The organism is Kluyvera sp. STS39-E, assembly GCF_040932435.1.
Classification (GTDB): Bacteria; Pseudomonadota; Gammaproteobacteria; order Enterobacterales; family Enterobacteriaceae; genus Kluyvera.
Map to the genome: position 1 here is coordinate 133,856 of NZ_JBFQGA010000005.1, position 17,142 is coordinate 150,997.

At 54.3% G+C, this 17,142-nt stretch carries 18 protein-coding genes; 5 read left to right on the forward strand and 13 right to left on the reverse strand.

The window, feature by feature from the left end; genetic code table 11:
- Nucleotides 1-109: 109 nt before the first annotated feature.
- Complete coding sequence (gene tusA, locus AB4K05_RS12355; protein ID WP_061282604.1) at nucleotides 110-355, reverse strand: sulfurtransferase TusA; 246 nt, start codon at nucleotides 353-355, stop codon at nucleotides 110-112.
- 181 nt (nucleotides 356-536) lie between these two features.
- Between tusA and AB4K05_RS12360 the strand changes: the two genes are divergently transcribed.
- Both AB4K05_RS12360 and AB4K05_RS12365 read left to right on the forward strand, forming a co-directional pair.
- Nucleotides 537-1,202: a 7-cyano-7-deazaguanine/7-aminomethyl-7-deazaguanine transporter gene (locus AB4K05_RS12360; RefSeq protein WP_368480265.1), complete on the forward strand. Its 666-nt coding sequence runs from the start codon at nucleotides 537-539 to the stop codon at nucleotides 1,200-1,202.
- 73 nt (nucleotides 1,203-1,275) lie between these two features.
- Nucleotides 1,276-1,833 carry a DcrB family lipoprotein gene (locus tag AB4K05_RS12365; RefSeq protein ID WP_368480266.1) on the forward strand — a complete coding sequence of 186 codons (558 nt, stop codon included), beginning with the start codon at nucleotides 1,276-1,278 and terminating at the stop codon, nucleotides 1,831-1,833.
- A gap of 33 nt (nucleotides 1,834-1,866) precedes the next feature.
- Here the strand turns inward: AB4K05_RS12365 and AB4K05_RS12370 are convergent, their stop codons facing one another.
- The 9 genes from AB4K05_RS12370 to AB4K05_RS12410 all read right to left on the reverse strand — a co-directional run bounded on the left by AB4K05_RS12370 (nucleotide 1,867) and on the right by AB4K05_RS12410 (nucleotide 11,461).
- Entirely contained in the window at nucleotides 1,867-3,057 is a 1,191-nt protein-coding gene (locus AB4K05_RS12370) for an MFS transporter (RefSeq protein WP_368480267.1), read from the reverse strand.
- Between the two features lie 131 nt (nucleotides 3,058-3,188).
- Nucleotides 3,189-3,578, reverse strand: coding sequence for a 4-amino-4-deoxy-L-arabinose-phosphoundecaprenol flippase subunit ArnF (gene arnF / locus AB4K05_RS12375; RefSeq protein WP_368480268.1), 390 nt, complete (start codon nucleotides 3,576-3,578; stop codon nucleotides 3,189-3,191).
- Entirely contained in the window at nucleotides 3,578-3,916 is a 339-nt protein-coding gene (arnE, locus tag AB4K05_RS12380; protein ID WP_368480269.1) for a 4-amino-4-deoxy-L-arabinose-phosphoundecaprenol flippase subunit ArnE, read from the reverse strand. Before arnE ends, arnF begins: the two co-directional genes overlap by 1 nt.
- Nucleotides 3,913-5,568: a lipid IV(A) 4-amino-4-deoxy-L-arabinosyltransferase gene (arnT, locus tag AB4K05_RS12385; RefSeq protein ID WP_368480270.1), complete on the reverse strand. Its 1,656-nt coding sequence runs from the start codon at nucleotides 5,566-5,568 to the stop codon at nucleotides 3,913-3,915. The genes arnE and arnT overlap by 4 nt, the downstream gene beginning before the upstream one ends.
- A complete protein-coding gene (gene arnD / locus AB4K05_RS12390; protein WP_368480271.1) occupies nucleotides 5,565-6,467 on the reverse strand; it encodes a 4-deoxy-4-formamido-L-arabinose-phosphoundecaprenol deformylase in 903 nt (300 codons plus the stop codon). The genes arnT and arnD overlap by 4 nt, the downstream gene beginning before the upstream one ends.
- Nucleotides 6,464-8,449 (reverse strand): bifunctional UDP-4-amino-4-deoxy-L-arabinose formyltransferase/UDP-glucuronic acid oxidase ArnA, encoded by a 1,986-nt coding sequence (gene arnA / locus AB4K05_RS12395; RefSeq protein ID WP_368480272.1) that lies wholly within the window; start codon nucleotides 8,447-8,449, stop codon nucleotides 6,464-6,466. The genes arnD and arnA overlap by 4 nt, the downstream gene beginning before the upstream one ends.
- On the reverse strand, nucleotides 8,449-9,429 hold the full coding sequence (gene arnC, locus AB4K05_RS12400) for an undecaprenyl-phosphate 4-deoxy-4-formamido-L-arabinose transferase (protein ID WP_368480273.1): 981 nt from the start codon (nucleotides 9,427-9,429) through the stop codon (nucleotides 8,449-8,451). The genes arnA and arnC overlap by 1 nt, the downstream gene beginning before the upstream one ends.
- Nucleotide 9,430: 1 nt before the next feature.
- Entirely contained in the window at nucleotides 9,431-10,570 is a 1,140-nt protein-coding gene (gene arnB, locus AB4K05_RS12405; protein WP_368480274.1) for a UDP-4-amino-4-deoxy-L-arabinose aminotransferase, read from the reverse strand.
- Nucleotides 10,571-10,957: 387 nt separating this feature from the next.
- Nucleotides 10,958-11,461 (reverse strand): phenolic acid decarboxylase, encoded by a 504-nt coding sequence (locus AB4K05_RS12410; protein ID WP_368480275.1) that lies wholly within the window; start codon nucleotides 11,459-11,461, stop codon nucleotides 10,958-10,960.
- 99 nt (nucleotides 11,462-11,560) lie between these two features.
- Between AB4K05_RS12410 and AB4K05_RS12415 the strand changes: the two genes are divergently transcribed.
- Nucleotides 11,561-12,427 carry a LysR family transcriptional regulator gene (locus AB4K05_RS12415; RefSeq protein ID WP_368480276.1) on the forward strand — a complete coding sequence of 289 codons (867 nt, stop codon included), beginning with the start codon at nucleotides 11,561-11,563 and terminating at the stop codon, nucleotides 12,425-12,427.
- Nucleotides 12,428-12,432: 5 nt separating this feature from the next.
- Here the strand turns inward: AB4K05_RS12415 and AB4K05_RS12420 are convergent, their stop codons facing one another.
- Complete coding sequence (locus tag AB4K05_RS12420) at nucleotides 12,433-13,623, reverse strand: NAD(P)/FAD-dependent oxidoreductase (RefSeq protein WP_368480277.1); 1,191 nt, start codon at nucleotides 13,621-13,623, stop codon at nucleotides 12,433-12,435.
- A gap of 230 nt (nucleotides 13,624-13,853) precedes the next feature.
- Here AB4K05_RS12420 and pitA point away from each other — a divergent pair, with 230 nt between their 5' ends.
- On the forward strand, nucleotides 13,854-15,341 hold the full coding sequence (pitA, locus tag AB4K05_RS12425; protein WP_368480278.1) for an inorganic phosphate transporter PitA: 1,488 nt from the start codon (nucleotides 13,854-13,856) through the stop codon (nucleotides 15,339-15,341).
- A gap of 51 nt (nucleotides 15,342-15,392) precedes the next feature.
- Here pitA and uspB read toward each other — a convergent pair whose 3' ends face one another.
- Nucleotides 15,393-15,728, reverse strand: a complete 336-nt coding sequence (gene uspB, locus AB4K05_RS12430; protein WP_368480279.1) for a universal stress protein UspB — start codon at nucleotides 15,726-15,728, stop codon at nucleotides 15,393-15,395.
- Nucleotides 15,729-16,118: 390 nt separating this feature from the next.
- On the opposite strand from uspB, the gene uspA reads away from it, so the two are divergent.
- On the forward strand, nucleotides 16,119-16,556 hold the full coding sequence (gene uspA, locus AB4K05_RS12435; RefSeq protein WP_035894835.1) for a universal stress protein UspA: 438 nt from the start codon (nucleotides 16,119-16,121) through the stop codon (nucleotides 16,554-16,556).
- A gap of 48 nt (nucleotides 16,557-16,604) precedes the next feature.
- Here uspA and AB4K05_RS12440 read toward each other — a convergent pair whose 3' ends face one another.
- Nucleotides 16,605-17,108, reverse strand: coding sequence for an Rrf2 family transcriptional regulator (locus AB4K05_RS12440; RefSeq protein ID WP_368480280.1), 504 nt, complete (start codon nucleotides 17,106-17,108; stop codon nucleotides 16,605-16,607).
- Nucleotides 17,109-17,142 lie beyond the last annotated feature (34 nt).

The window sequence follows — 17,142 nt, forward strand, 5'->3', positions numbered from 1 at the left end:
CGGGCAATCCAGAACGGGGAAAGGAGAAGGTGGCTGCGTCCATCTGACTAATAAAATCAAGATATTATAATAAGCATGCTCATTAAGTACGCCGCAGCCGCCATTTGCATTAATGACTTTTACGCAGCAGATATTGATACGGCAGTGATTCGGTCTGTTCGGCAATCAGCTCATGTTCCATAAAACGGCAAAAACCGGGAATATCACGCGTTGTTGCAGGATCATCGGCAATAATCAGCAGCGTTTCGCCCACCGGCATCGTACGCACGGTTTTGCGCACCATCATTACCGGCTCCGGGCAACGGAGTCCCTGCGCGTCTAAAGTGTGGTCTGGGCTGGAGAACAAATCGGTCATTATCATCTCATCATGTGTAAAAACGGCATTAGTTTACGCCGACCCTCTCGCAACGCAACAAGGTTAACGATTGCGTGAAAAACAACCATTGCAATGGCATGGGAAAGCAGTATCATTCCGCCCCTGCAATTGATTTGCAGTTTATTGGGTTCCCTCACCCCAACCACTAAAAAGGTACAATATGACTCCCTTTACTTCAGTACAGCGCCGTCATGCGCTGGTTTGGCTATCGCTATTTCATTTACTGGTGATCACCTCCAGTAACTACTTGGTGCAATTGCCGGTTTCCATTTTCGGCTTCCACACCACGTGGGGCGCGTTTAGCTTTCCGTTTATCTTCTTAGCAACCGACCTCACCGTGCGGATTTTCGGCGCACCGCTGGCCCGTCGCATTGTGTTTGCGGTGATGATCCCAGCGCTGATGATTTCCTACGTGATTTCAGCTCTGTTTTATATGGGCGAATGGCAGGGTTTCGGCGCGCTGGCACACTTCAACCTGTTCGTTGCCCGTATCGCCGCGGCGAGCTTTATGGCCTACGCGCTGGGGCAGATCCTCGACGTCCACGTGTTCAACCGCCTGCGTCAAAGCCGCCATTGGTGGCTGGCTCCAACAGCGTCTACCCTGTTTGGCAATATCAGCGACACGCTGGCGTTCTTCTTCATCGCTTTCTGGCGCAGCACCGATCCCTTTATGGCAGCCCACTGGGTGGAAATCGCGCTCGTCGACTACACATTTAAGGTGCTGATTAGCATTGCCTTCTTCTTGCCGATGTACGGCGTATTGTTGAATATGCTGATGAAAAGGCTGGCAGATAAATCCGATTTGTCCGCAGCACAGCCCGGCTAAGAGTTCATGACATTGGTTGTGATAAGATAGCGAGATGAGCCGTTAGTGGCTGTTTATCGAAAGGAAGAAGTCAATGCGCAAATTGGTGAAATATGTTGGTATTGGCCTGCTGGTTGCGGGTCTTGCTGCCTGTGACAACAGCGATACCAACACCCCTGCTCAGGGTTCGGCTGCCGCAAGTGACGCCGCCGGTCAGGCAATCAGCCTGTTAGACGGTAAACTCAGCTTTACGCTGCCGGCCGGGATAACCGACCAGAGCGGTAAGCTCGGCACCCAAAGCAACAACATGCACGTTTATTCCGATGCCACCGGCCAAAAAGCGGTGATCGTTATCATTGGCGACGGCACCTCTGAAGACCTTGCGGTATTGACGAAACGCCTCGAAGAGCAGCAACGCAGCCGCGATCCACAGCTGCAGGTTGTCACCAATAAATCTATCGACCTGAAGGGCCATACCCTGCAACAGCTCGATAGCATCATTTCAGCTAAAGGGCAGACCGCCTACTCCTCCGTCGTGCTGGCTAAAGTCGACAATAAGCTGCTGACCCTGCAGGTTACCCTGCCGGCTGATAATCAGCAGCAGGCGCAGGCCGATGCGGAAAAAATCATTAATACGCTGGTCATCAACTAATTCAGCTTGCTGATGAAACGGCCTCTCGCGTTGCTACGCCAGAGGCCGTTTTTTTAGCTTCCAGCCCAACAGCAGTGCCAGCATCACCAGCCCCGCCGCCGCAATATAGATAGTCGACACACCCATCCACGCCATCATCAGCCCGGCGAGCGGCCCAGTAATACCCAGCGACAAATCCATAAACACGGTATAGGTCGCCAGCGCCGCGCCCTGGTTATGCTGCGGCACCGCCTTCACGGCAACTACGCCAAGCGCCGGGAAGACCAACGAGAAGCCCGCCCCAGCAAGGAAAGTTCCCACTTTTGCCATCAGCGGCGTATCAGCGACGCCCACCAGCAGCAAACCAACGATCTCCACGGCAAAACAGATCATTGCGACGTTCAGGCCACCTAACCGATTGATGCCGTTGGGGAACAGTAAACGCGTGCCGACAAAGGCGCAGCTGAACAGCGTAAGCGCAAAGGCTGCGCCGTCCCAGCCCTTGGCATCGTAGAACAGAGTGATAAACGTGGCGATGACGCCAAACCCGGCGGAAGCCATAGCCAGCGCCATCCCGTAGGGCCAAACTCGCCCCAACACGGCGCGAAATGACATTGGTTTGCCCTTCGTGGCTTTCACTTCAGCGCGTGGAAGCGCCGCCAGAATCGCGACCGCCGCAACCGCCATGATAGCCAATGACAGCCCCTGCAGGCCGATGTAGCTATAGCAAAGTACGCCCAGCGGCGCGCCCATCGCCATCGCGCCGTAGGTCACAATGCCGTTCCAAGAAATGACTCGACCAATATGAGGAGCACCAACCACGCCGACGCCCCAGAGGGTGGAGCCGGTTCCAGCAAAGCTTTGACCAATACCGAGGATGATGCGACCAACGCAGAGCAGCGCAAGACTCATCAGGGGCCAGCCGCTGCCTAATGACGCCAGCAGATAACCTAAACCGCTAAGGAAACAGCCGCATAAACCAAAGACGACGATCTTTTTAGGCCCGAGCTGGTCGGCATAGCGTCCGGCATGAGGACGGCTTAACAGGGTAGCGAAATACTGCAGGCTGATGACCAGCCCCGCCCAGAAGGCGCTATATCCCATGACATCATGGACATAGCCGGGCAATACCGCCAACGGCAGACCAATCGTCAGGTAGCTGGCGAAGTTAAAAATAACGACGGAGACAATACGCAAGTTGAGCCGCAAGCCGCTAAGCTGCACCTCTGCGTCGGCCGCAGGCATAGGTAATCCCTTATAAGCGCAACGAAAAGGGCATTATTGCATATTTTGTCGTCGGGGAGGGACGGTAGGCCTGATAAGTGCATCAGGCTGAACGGCGCCGATTGCCGGATGGCGGCGTAGCCTTATCCGGCCTACGAGGCATGAGAGGGTCTGTTGGGCCAGAAAATGGTAATGACGCCCATGACAATCACCACCACACCCAGCAAGCCGCGCCAAGAGAACGGTTCATGCCAGCCTGGCAGCAAAATAGCGGCCAGCCATACCACCATGTAACTCAAACTCAACAAGGCGTAGGCCTTCGCCAGCGGCAGGCGCTTTAAGGCAAAGAACCAGCAGGCCATCGATGCCACATAGCCCAAGAGCCCCAGCAGCAGCGCGAGCGTACCGTCGCCAAAGTGCAGCAGATGCATCGCCAACGCCCATGGCTCATTCGCCGATGGTAACGTGGTCATCGCCGTGCGCAGCGTCAACTGCGCCGCACTCACCAGCGCCACGCTCAGTAATGCCCATAACAGCCCCATCAGACGCTACTCCCTAATAGCATGATGCCAATGATAATTAACGCCACGCCCGCCCAGTGACGGCGGCTCACCGGTTCACGCCAGATGATACGCGCCGCCAGCGTCACCCACACAAAGTTCAGGCTGAGCATTGGATAGGCGACGCTGACCGGGATCTGCTGTAGCACCAGCAGCCACAGCAGCATCCCTAGCCCCAGCAGCGCCAGCGCCAGTCCAAGCCAGGTGAGCAGGTGGCGTCCGCGCCGTCCCTGCGGTGCCGGACGCGTCGCCTGTTTCTGGCACAGTTGCCCGGCACAGCTCAATAAGCTGGCGAGCAGCAGGCAAGCCCAAACAATCATTGCGGGCGATACTGCACAAACACGGTGCGGCCCATTGCATACACCTCATCAGGTTTTGGTAAAGGCAGATCTGCCAATTGCACGTTGCGGGATAGCAGCAACACCAGCGAGATAGGACCTTCCTGGCGGTGCGTCTCCAGCCACTGCGGGAAATCATCGCTGCTGACAAAGCGCCCTTTGGCATCCGGATACGAGAGGCCATATTTCAGCTCCCCCTGCTGACCATACAGCATCACGTCGCTGCGCTTAAGCTCCCACGCCAACCCTGCGGCCACGCCAACGCTGTTGCTCAGCACGTAGCGGCTAGGCGCCAGCGATTCGTTGACGATCTCCACCAAGAACTGCGGCTGCTTGCTGTCGGTTACGCGATCGGGGATCGCAAAGCCCACCAGCAACGCCAGCCCAAGCGGGCAGAGCGCGGCAAGCGTCCAGCGCTGCGTTCCGGGTTTTATCGACAGCCACCCCATCAGCGCCCAAACGAAGAACGCCACCGCAGCCAGCACGCATTTATACAGCTCGATTTGCATCCACACCGGATGCTTCATCGGTCCCCACGGCGAGACAATCACCACCGCAACGATGCCCACGGCACCGAAGACGATATTGATAATACCGTTAACCCGCAGCGCCTTAGCACCGTTTTTTGCCGCCTCTACCGCATAGCGCGCCATCAACATCGCCAGCGGCGCAAAGCACGGCAAAATATAGGTTGGCAGCTTGCCTTTGGCGATACTGAAGAACAGGAACGGCATCACCACCCAACCCAGCAGATAGAACGCGCCACCCTGTCCTTCACGCTCACGCCAGCCGCGCTTGAGCCCGCCCGGCAGCAGCGCCAGCCACGGTAAGCTCCCGACAATCAGGAATGGCAGGTAATACCAGAACGGCGCTTTGTGCTGGGCATCACTCTGGGCAAAACGCTGAATATGTTCGACCCAGAAGAAATAGCGCCAGAAATCGCCCTCACGCTGAGCAATCGCCAGCCCCCACGGTAGCACGGTCAGCACGCAGACCAGCACCGACAGCCAGCCCCAAATCAGCACTTCTCGCCAGCGTTTTTGCGCAATAACCCACGGCAGAACGCCAATCACCGGCACCGCCAGCGCGAGGAAACCTTTGGTCATCACCCCCATTCCGCAGGCAATTCCCAGCAACGCGTAGCCCCAGAACCGCTCACCGGTGGTCTTTGCAGACGAGGCCAGCCAGAAGCTAAACATCGCCAGCGTCATCCACAGCGTGATCATCGGATCGAGAACCGCGTAGGTACCAATTCCGTAGACCAAAAATGCGGTTAAAAAGATAACGCTTGAGAGGATCGCCACCTTCCGGTCGCGCCAGATTTTCCACGCCAGCCAAACCACCAGCAATGCAGAAACGGTAATGGAGAACACTACGCCAAAGCGGACGGCAAAGTTGTTGTGACCAAATAGCCACTGGCCGATGCTGTTAATCCAGTAGCCAGCAATCGGCTTTTCAAAATAGCGCAGCCCGAGGAAATGAGGCACCACCCAATCGCCCGTCGCCAGCATTTCACGGCTGATCTCCGCATAGCGGGTTTCATCCGGCTGCCACAGCAGCCGGAAATTAAGGGGAACGAGGTAGTACAGCACGAACAATGCCACCAAAGAAATTCCGTAGCGGAGGGATTTCATACGTCAGGGCTCAAAAGTTGTTGGCAACCAAGCCAGCCTTCACGGCCAGCAATATCTCCACGCACCACTTTTCCAACCGGTAGCTGACGGAAGTCATCCGGAAGAAGCTGGCTTAATGGGCAAAAATGAATGTTCTGCTGCGTCGCCAGCGTGAGCAGGTAGTCGAACTGTTCCGCACAAACGCCGCCTTCGACCTCCGCATGGATGGTATAAACCGGCGTGCCGGTATCCAGACGGATTTTCTCTAACAGCCAGCGATTAAAACCTTCTGCGCTCACCACGGTACCTACCGCTTCGTCCCAGGTCGGTAACGTCACCGGGATTTGCACCGTTGCCAGTTCGCCATTATTCAACTGCGGGAGAAACGGCTGCGTGCCACGACAATCGCTGTTGTAGTGAAAATCAAAGGACTCCTTAGCCTTCACCACCCGTTGATCGGCGCGCCAGCCGGCAACCGCCGAACAAGAGACGGGGCGCCCTAGGATAGCTTCCAGTTCGTGCAGACCACGACCGATTTCGTCCACCAGTTGCTGTTCCTTCCACACGCCGCTCCACTGCTGCCAGCGATGGTGATCCCAGGAATGCAGTCCAACTTCATGCACCTGCGCCACGCTGCGGATAATGTCAGCGTTGGCCGCCCCAATGCGTCGTCCCGGCCAAGCTGTACCGGCGAGCAAGATATCCCAGCCATACAGCGATGCCGCGCGCGAGCGCAGCATCTTCCACAAGAACTTCGGTTTTACTAGGCGCCACAGGTGGCGCCCCATATTATCCGGCCCGACGCTGAAGAAAAAACTGGCCTGGACACGGTGCTTTTTCAGCACCGACATCAGCCGTGGCACGCCTTCACGCGTGCCGCGAAAAGTGTCCACATCAACGCGCAAACCGACTTTTTTCATGATGCCTTTTCGTCCGTCAGTTCAACCGTACGCAGGAAGAAGTCCAGCGTCTCTTCCACCGTCTGCTGCATTTCAACCGTTGGCTGCCAGTCGAGGCAACGTTTGGCGTTACGAATGCTCGGCTTACGGTGCTCAACGTCCTGATAACCCTTACCATAATAGTCGCTGCTTTCCACTTCGCGGAAACCGGCAAACGGTGGGAAACGATCGCGCAGCGGGTGACGTTCGAAGCAATCGAGCAACATTTCCGCCAGCTCTTTGATGCTCGCTTCGTTGTCAGGATTACCGATGTTGATAATCTGCCCGTCACACTGGCCATCTTTGTTTTCGATGATGCGGAACAGCGCTTCGATACCGTCGCTAATGTCGGTGAAGCAGCGTTTTTGCTTGCCACCTTCAATCAGCTTGATTGGCGAACCTTCCACCAAGTTAAGGATCAGCTGAGTGATAGCGCGAGAACTGCCAATGCGCGCAGCGTTCAGGTTATCAAGGCGTGGCCCCATCCAGTTAAACGGACGGAACAGGGTAAACTTGAGACCGGTTTTATCGCCGTAGGCCCAAATCACGCGGTCCAACAGCTGTTTGGACACTGAGTAGATCCAGCGCTGCTTGTTGATTGGCCCAACGACCAGGTTCGAGGTGTCTTCGTCGAAGTTGGCATCAGTACACATGCCGTAAACTTCAGACGTAGACGGGAAGATGATGCGCTTGTTGTACTTCACGCAGTCGCGAATAATCTTCAGGTTTTCTTCAAAGTCCAGCTCGAACACGCGCAGCGGGTTACGGGTGTACTCAATTGGCGTGGCAATCGCCACCAGCGGCAGCACCACGTCGCATTTCTTAATGTGGTATTCAATCCACTCAGAGTGAATGCTGATGTCCCCTTCCACAAAGTGGAAGCGCGGGCAGTCGAGGAAACGGCTGATGGCATCTGAGCCAATATCCAGGCCATAGATTTCGTAGTTATCGTCAGCCAGCAGACGCTCGGTCAGGTGGTTACCGATAAAGCCGTTCACGCCGAGGATCAGTACGCGAGTGCGGCGTTTCACGGCGGTAAATGGACGGCTGGAAAGCAGCGCACCCGCCACCAGTCCCAGCGCCGGGGCCAACTGTGCGCCCTGCATGTAGACGCCGTTTGCGCTCTGACCGGTCATAATCTCCAGCGCGCCTTCACCACATGCCACGACCAGCGGTGCGACGGAAAGTACGGTGCCTGGTTTTGCCGCCGGCATATCGGTACGCACGCGGGACTTCCAGACAATAAATTTATTCGTGCCGACGTAGCCAAACGCACCCGGCCACGGATCGCTCACTGCGCGCACTAGGTTATGCAGGGTCTGCGCGGATTGCTCCCAGATGAGACGACCATCTTCCGGCGTGCGACGGCCCACGTAAGTAGCCTGTGCATCGTCCTGCGCCCGCTCTTGGGTCTGACCGCTGCGGATTTTCGGCAACGCATCGCCCAACAGCATTTGGGATGCAGAACAGAGCTTACGATGCAGCGACAGCGCAACGTCAGAATCCGCAATCGCTACGGACTGCTGGGCCACAATGTCCCCGGCATCGGCACGATGGGTCATACGGTGCAGCGTGACGCCGGTTTCTTTCTCACCGTTCACCAGCACCCAGTTCAGCGGCGCGCGGCCACGATAAGCGGGCAGCAGCGAACCGTGCAGGTTGAACGCGCCTTTTGGCGCAAGCTTGAGGATTTCATCACACAGCAGATTGCGATAGTAGAAGGAGAAAATCACCTCCGGTGACATCGCGCGGATACGGTCAACCCACAGCGGGTGGTTAACGTCCTCCGGTGCATACACGGTGATCCCCTGCTCCGCAGCCAGACGGGCGACGGAGCCAAAGAAATTATTCTCACCGGCGTTATCCGGGTGAGTAAAAATCGCCTCGATGTCGTATCCGGCATCCAGCAATGCCTGAATACCGGTGCAACCCATGTCGTGATAGGCAAATACAACAGCTTTCATTAACGATTTTCCTCTTCAGAGACCAGGCTTTCCTGGCGTACAACACGTTGAATAAAGTAGCGGGGACGGGCGCGAACATCGTTATAGATGCGGCCGATATATTCCCCAAGCAGGCCCATGCCAATGAACTGGGCGCCGATAAACATGAACAAAATGGCAAAAAGCATGAACACGCCGTCCCCCGCCCATTCAGCGCCGAGGACTAAACGCAGCACCACCAGCAGGATGGAGAAGCCAAAACCGAGGGCGGCGATGATGCTGCCGACCACGCTCAGCAGACGTAGCGGCGTGGTGGTTAAACAGGTCACCAGGTCGTACATCAGGTTAATCAGGCGCATAAAGCTGTATTTCGAGTCACCGAATTCGCGTTCGGCGTGGTGCACCGGAATTTCCACGGCGCGGCGAGCGAAGGTGTTCGCCAGGATAGGAATAAAGGTGCTGCGCTCGTGACAGTTGAGCATCGCGTCGATGATGTGACGGCGATAGGCGCGAAGCATGCAGCCGTAATCCCCCATCGCTTTACCGGTGGTACGTTGAATCAGTCGGTTGATCATCTTTGAGGCGGTTTTACGGAACACGCTGTCTTGGCGGTTTTGTCGTACGGTACCGACTACGTCATAACCTTCATCGGCTTTTTCTACCAAACGCGGGATTTCTTCCGGTGGGTTTTGCAAGTCGGCATCAAGGGTAATAATTAAGTCGCCTGTCACGTGGCTAAAGCCAGCCATAATCGCCGAGTGCTGGCCGTAGTTACGGTTTAAAAGCACCGCCACGACATGGCTGTCGGGCGCTTCGGCGGCTTCTACCAGCATACGCGCGGAGTCGTCGCTGCTGCCGTCATCGACCAACAGAATTTCGTAGTCGCGGTTTAGCAGCGCACAGGCTGCATCGGTGCGACGAATCAGCTCCGGCAGGCTCTCCTGCTCGTTGTAAACCGGGATAACGACGGAGACTTTGGTGACCTTCGGGTATTCAAACATATTAACGTCCTGCTAACTGATGGAGTGCCGTCATCACGCGATTGACGTCGTCATCGGTCATATCCGGGAAAAGAGGGATCGAGCAGATACGTGCGCTGTTCCATTCGGTATTTGGTAGCGACAGCTCCGGGAAACGCTCGCGGTAATATTTCTGCGTATGCGCGGCGCGAAAATGCAGACCGGTGCCGATGCCTTTGGCCTTCAACTGTTCCATCAGCGCATCGCGGCTAATGCCGCAGCGTTGCTCGTCAACGCGGATAATAAACAGATGCCAAGCGTGCAGGTGCGACCAAGTCGGTACAGCCAGCGGCTGGAACGGCGTGTCCGCCAATGCCTCGGTATAGCGCTCGGCAATTTCGCTACGGCGCTGATTGGCGTGACCCAGTTTTCCCAGTTGCACGAGCGCTAGCGCCGCATTGATATCTGCAAGGTTGTATTTAAAGCCGGGGCTAATCACCTCTGCCTGCGGCGCGCGTCCAAGGGTCTGGCGGTCGTAAGCATCAACACCGAGACCGTGGAACTTCAGACTGCGAATACGATTCGCCAGCTGTTCGTCGTCGGTGACAATCAGGCCCCCTTCGGCACAGGTCATATTCTTGATGGCATGGAAGGAGAAAATGGCCGTACCTTGCCAGCCAACATGGCGGTTTTTGTAGTAGGTGCCTGCCGCATGGGCAGCATCTTCAATCACCGCAATACCATGACGTTCCGCGACGCCACGAATGCCATCGATATCGGCCGGTGCGCCGGCATAATGCACAGGGATAATCGCTTTGGTTCGCGGCGTAATGGCCGCTTCAACGGCCTCTGGCGTCACCATCAGGTTGTCACGATCAACATCGATCATGACCGGCGTGGCGCCCAGCAACACGATCATGTTGAGGGTGGAAACCCAAGTCTGGGAGGGAGTGATAACTTCATCGCCGGGGCCAATGCCCAGTGCCATCAACGCCACATGCATCCCACCGGTGGCAGAACTGACGGCAATAGCAAAACGGTTCCCGGTTAAGGCGCAAAAGGCCTCTTCCAGCGCCTGATTCTTCGGCCCGGTGGTTATCCAACCGGATTGCAGCACTTCTTTGAGCGCTGCGAACTCCGCTTCGCCCATAGAAGGACGGGAAAACGGCAGAAAATCACTCATGAACGTTCCTTACCCTATTTCTCAAATGAGCACACCTGACGGGTGAATAAATATTAACGATAGTTGTTTTGTTAAAATCAGGAGTGACATAGACATGATATTTAAACCGGCAACATTCGATGACGGTTAAAGTAACAGCGTTATCTTAGGATAAGATTAAGAAAGAAGGAGGAGAGGAGACAATAAATAATTACTAAACAGAATCAATAGTTTATTACTCTGCCAGCTTGCTGTTTTTGTTGCAATAAAAAGCCCAGTTTACATGCTAACTGGGCGTGGGTTCACATTATTCAACGCGAGCTCAACGAAGATTTTATTTAAAGATAAAATTAATCTTCGTTGCATATTAGTGTAATAAAAAACGTATGTAGCTGCACTTAACAATTATTACAAATTAGCGGGGAAATTTTTTGGTAATTCACTCGCCGCACAGTTAATAACGCTATCGTTATTGGCACCACAGTCGCGCACAAAGGTAATGGTGGCAAATTCATCAATCACTTCCGTCGGATACGCCGGGCCGGCATCGCGGTAAGCATTCATCAGCGGAATGTGGTCGTTCTGGAAGCAGACCGTTTTTTCAGGGTTATTCATCACCCAACGCGGGAAGAAGATCGTGCCGTGGAACAGTTTATCCCCGAGATTGACGATAAGGCTCACGTCGGTGCCGGTAGGTTCCGTCCAAGAAATTTTGTAGATGCTTTCGCCAACGCGAACGATGTACGCCTGCTGGTCTTTCACCCAGCGGTTTGCCACGATGCCGCTGTGAATGCGGTAATCCAGCGTGGTGTCGTTTTTGACGTAAATTTCGTAGTTCCAGCCGTTATCGTAGGTATAGACCAGATGTTTGCCAACAAAACCGCTCAAATCATGTTTATCAAAGTTGCTCATAATGAAATCTCCTTGTGTCGATGCAGAGATCTTATTGCTTTATAAATCGAATGAATAACGCTATGTTTTAATGAAATTAATCTAAATTTTGAATCAATCATGCACAAAACGACGCTGGAACAATGGGCTTTGCTCGAGAAGGTGGTTGAGCTGGGCAGCTTTGCCAAAGCCGCCGAACAAACCAACCGTAGTCAGTCATCGGTAAGCTATAACCTGGCGCTGCTGCAGGAACGTCTGGGGGCTGCCCTACTGGTGCCGGAAGGACGGCGCGCGGTATTAACGCCGGCAGGCGAGTTGCTTCTGGGCCAGGTAAAACCGCTGCTGAAGGCCTTTACTCGCGTGGAAAGCCGCGCCGCGACACTGCGTGAGGGAATGCGCACCCGGCTCGATCTGGTCGTCGACAGCATCTTTCCCCGCCAGCGACTGTTCGCCATCCTGCGCCAGTTTCAGCAACGCTATCCGCAAACCCTCGTTCGCTTAACGGAAGTGCTGGAGAACGCCAATAGTCATGACGTGGCGCAGAGCGAGGCGGATGTGATGGTATTAACGCGCCGTCAGGACATCACCGGGCGCGGAGAATGGTTGATGAATATCGATTTTGTCGCCGTTGCTCACCGCGATCACCCTTTATTTAGCCATCAAGGGACGCTCAATGATGAGCTTTTGCGCGCTTGGCCGCTTATCCGTATTGCCGACAGCGACAACGATCGGTTGGCAGGTCGTGACGCATGGACGTTTTCCACCATTGATGCGGCGATCGATGCGGTGATGTATCAGGTGGGATATGGCTGGCTGCCGGAGGAGCGCATTCAAACGGAACTGGCACAGGGAATATTAAGGCCCTTGCCGCTGAGCCATGGCGTTCGCCGCGCCACGCCGCTGCATCTGATCGTCAAACAGGATTTAACCCCGCTCGACGACCAGGTTGAGATGCTGCTGGCGTTGTTTAGTCAGCAAGAGAAATAGTGCGTTTACTCTGTCAGTGCCTGCGCACAGGCCCAGGCGCTAGCCCAAGCCCATTGGAAATTGTATCCGCCGAGCCAGCCGGTGACGTCCATGACTTCGCCAATGAAGAACAACCCCGGCGCTTTTTTGGCTTCCATAGTACGCGATGACAGTTCGTTGGTATCAACGCCGCCGAGGGTCACTTCCGCCGTACGATAGCCTTCGGTGCCATTGGGCTGTACGCGCCAGTTAGACAGGGTTTCTACCAATGTTTGCTGCTCGCGAACATTGAGCTGCTTTAACGTCACGTCCGGGATCTGTCCAAGCTGCTGTAGACATTCCACCAAGCGTTTTGGTAGCTGCATTGCTAAGGTATTTTTCAGGCTCTGGTTAGGATGCTCGGCCCGCTGAACGTCGAGGAAGTCGGCGAGATCAACGTCTGGCAGCAGGTTAATGCTGACAAACTCACCCGCTTGCCAGAAGCTTGAAATTTGCAGCACTGCTGGCCCAGAAAGGCCGCGATGGGTGAAAAGCAGGTTTTCGCGGAAAGTCGTTCCGTCCTGCGCGGTGATGGTCGACGGTACGGAGACGCCGGACAACACCTGGAATTGTTCAAGCATCGGTTTATGCAGCGTAAATGGCACCAGACCTGCGCGGGTTGGCAGCACCTTTAAACCGAACTGTTCGGCAATTTTATAACCGAATGGTGAAGCACCCAGGCCCGGCATCGACAGGCCACCGCTGGCAATGACGAGCTTATCCGCAGCCACCACGTCGCCATTCACTTGTAGGGTGTACCCTTCGTCGTCCCGGCTCACACTGAGAATTTCGCTGCGCAAACGGGTCGTCACATTGCCCTTTTCACACTCAGCCACCAGCATTGCGACAATCTGTTCGGCGGAGTCATCGCAGAATAACTGGCCGAGCGTCTTTTCATGCCAAGCAATACCGTGCTTACCGACCAAGTCGATAAAGTCCCACTGGGTATAGCGCGCCAGAGCAGATTTGCAAAAATGCGGGTTTTGGCTGAGATAAGCGGCGGGTTCAACATAAAGGTTAGTGAAATTGCAGCGACCGCCGCCGGACATCAAAATTTTACGTCCCGGCTTTTTACCGTTATCCAGCAGCAAAACGCGACGTCCCGCCTGTCCAGCCATGGCTGCACAAAACATTCCCGCCGCGCCAGCACCCACTACAATGGCATCAAACCTTTCCACGCACTATCCTCAACATAGGTATTGTCGGGAAGTGTAAATTTTTCATGGATGTCATACCAGTGAAATATCCACAAAGCCGACTTATCTGATTGATACAATGGAAATAATTATTTGCAGTCACTGACAAGGCGCAGATAATTATCAAAAAAAATAGAGATTTCACTTTGCCCGCGCTGCCAAAGTCCCTGATAATGCCGCGCGTTCATGACCTCAAAATGGCGTAACGTCCTATGTTACATTTGTTCGCTGGCCTGGATTTACATACCGGGCTGTTGTTAGTTTTGGCACTTGTGTTCGTTCTTTTCTACGAAGCTATTAACGGCTTCCACGATACGGCTAATGCGGTTGCCACCGTGATTTATACTCGCGCCATGCGCTCGCAGCTTGCGGTTGCAATGGCAGCAATCTTTAACTTCCTCGGCGTTCTGTTGGGCGGTCTGAGTGTAGCTTATGCCATTGTGCATATGTTGCCGACGGATCTTCTGCTCAATATGGGCTCCGCGCACGGCCTAGCCATGGTCTTTTCCATGCTGCTGGCTGCTATCATCTGGAACCTCGGCACCTGGTACTTCGGTCTGCCTGCCTCCAGTTCCCACACGCTGATTGGTGCAATCATCGGTATTGGTTTAACCAATGCGCTGATGACCGGTACTTCAGTGGTCGATGCGCTCAACATTCCGAAAGTGATTAACATTTTCGCCTCGTTGATCATCTCGCCAATTGTGGGTCTGGTTGTTGCTGGCGGCTTGATTTTCCTGCTGCGCCGTTACTGGAGCGGTACCAAGAAACGCGCCCGTATCCACCTGACCCCTGCTGAACGTGAAAAGAAAGACGGTAAGAAAAAGCCGCCATTCTGGACCCGTATTGCTCTGATCCTCTCTGCAATTGGCGTGGCATTCTCCCACGGTGCAAACGACGGTCAGAAAGGCATTGGTCTGGTAATGCTGGTGCTGATTGGCGTAGCGCCCGCAGGTTTCGTGGTCAATATGAACGCTTCCGGTTACGAAATTACCCGTACCCGTGATGCGGTCAACAACGTTGAAACCTTCTTCCAACAGCGCCCTGAGCTGCTGCAGAAAGTGGCCAACAATGCTGAGCAGTTGACCCCTGAAGCGATGGCTGCCGTTGAGTTCCATTGCCATCCGGCGAACACGATGAATGCGCTCGACCGGACAAAAGCCATGCTCAATGGTATCGAAAGCTACGATAAGCTCTCTGTAGAGCAGCGTGGCCAGCTACGTCGCATCATGCTGTGCATCTCTGATACTACCGATAAAGTGGCGAAGATGCCGGAAGTGAACGCTGAAGACCAGCGTCTGCTGAAGAAGCTGAAAACCGACATGCTGAGCACCATTGAGTACGCGCCTGTCTGGATTATCATGGCCGTCGCACTGGCGCTGGGCATTGGTACGATGATCGGCTGGCGTCGCGTGGCAACCACTATCGGTGAGAAAATCGGTAAGAAAGGTATGACCTACGCGCAAGGTATGGCAGCGCAGATGACCTCTGCTGTCTCCATCGGTCTGGCAAGCTATACCGGGATGCCGGTCTCGACTACCCACGTACTGTCGTCCTCCGTGGCGGGTACCATGGTGGTTGACGGCGGCGGTCTGCAAAGAAAAACCGTGACCAACATCCTGATGGCCTGGGTCTTCACATTACCGGCATCGATTCTGTTGTCTGGTGTGCTGTACTGGCTGTCTCTGAAGCTTATCTAAGCATCAGACATAAAGAGAAACGGGTCAGGAAACTGGCCCGTTTTTTTTTGCTCAGTGCCAAATCATCAATCCAATCATACTGATGACGACCAAACCGCACAGGGCGCTGGTCAAAATAAACTGGCGACGGAGCCTTTCACAACGGCGGATAAATTCCTCGTCGTGATGATCGCGGTAGCGCTGATAGTAAATATACCCTACTAGGCGCATCTGTTTGCTGGGCTGTCCGTGCGAAGTGAAGAAACCCCCTCCATCCACATACTGATAAAGCAACGGATCGCAACCACGAAGCACCACTAATAGCGCGCGTAATGAAGAGTAGTAACGCGCCATGTTCACTATGCAAACCACGCATAACGCCCAAAACAATGCGATTGTGCTAATCATACATCCCCCCCGGCGTCCGCCCACAAAGCAAAGCTTCTGAACTACCGCATCCCAATGCCCTGTAAGACAATTCAGTGAAAGAATGAACAAAAGTCGATCCAGTTCGCGTTTTAATATCCGAACGGCTCATTTAATAGTGTAGGAGATCCGTTAAATTTTTTACCACAAGGTTAATCGTTATCAATACGTAACACGGAAAAATTTGTTTAACTAATTGGCGAACCGGATGCATTGACGGCGCCTAAAGGCCAAGATAAGGTAGAAATGTCTACTACAATTAGGTCTTTATTGGTTAACCCCGCGCATGTAGCACGCAGGACGCGGGCAAGGGACAGCGCAGGGGCTGTCCGGTCCAACAGTCATCGACAACTTTATGGAAGGAGTAACACCATGGCTTACAAACACATTCTAATTGCCGTCGACCTTTCACCGGAAAGCAAGGTACTGGTCGAAAAAGCAGTATCTATGGCTCGCCCTTACAATGCAAAAGTCTCACTGATTCACGTTGATGTGAATTATTCCGACCTCTACACCGGCCTGATTGACGTTAACTTGGGCGATATGCAAAAACGTATCTCCGAAGAAACGCACCACGCGCTGAGCGAGCTGTCGACTGGTGCAGGCTACCCTATTACCGAGACCTTAAGCGGCAGCGGCGATCTGGGTCAGGTACTGGTTGATGCGATTAAGAAATACGATATGGATCTGGTTGTTTGCGGTCATCACCAAGATTTCTGGAGCAAACTGATGTCGTCTGCACGTCAGCTGATCAACACCGTCCACGTCGATATGCTGATTGTTCCGCTGCGCGACGACGAAGAAGAATAAATCGCGTCGAGCATCGTGAAACGCCTGCGTATGCAGGCGTTTTTATTACTACCCTTTACGCCCGGCAATCCACTCCTGCACTTCCACCACGAAGGTATCCGGCGCTTTACGATACATTTTGCGCGCCAGATCGAGGATTGTATGCTGGCCTAGCGCCTCTTCCATACGTTGCTGCGCCATGTCCATCACCGAACGTACGCCGCAAATTCCTTCACAGGCCCATTCCGGCGGCTGCTCATCAAACACCGCTAAACGCTGACGAATTTCACGGCATTCGAAAATACGCTTATCGCCATCAATTGCGTTGGCCACGTCCAGCACCGTTATGTGCTCCGCCGGTTTCGCCAGTTGGAAGCCACCGCCCTTGCCCTCGATGCTGCGTACAAGGCCTGCCTTTGACAGGCGAGTAAAGATTTTGGCCAGATAGTCATAGGGCACGCTTTGCAGCTCGGCAATTTCACGCACGCTCATATCGCGGGCATCACCTTTGCTGTCCACCATACACATCAAGCTATGAATGCCGTACTCAACCCCAGAACTGTAGAATGCCATGCTCTTATCTCAGCCAAAATTAATCTGAGTTAAT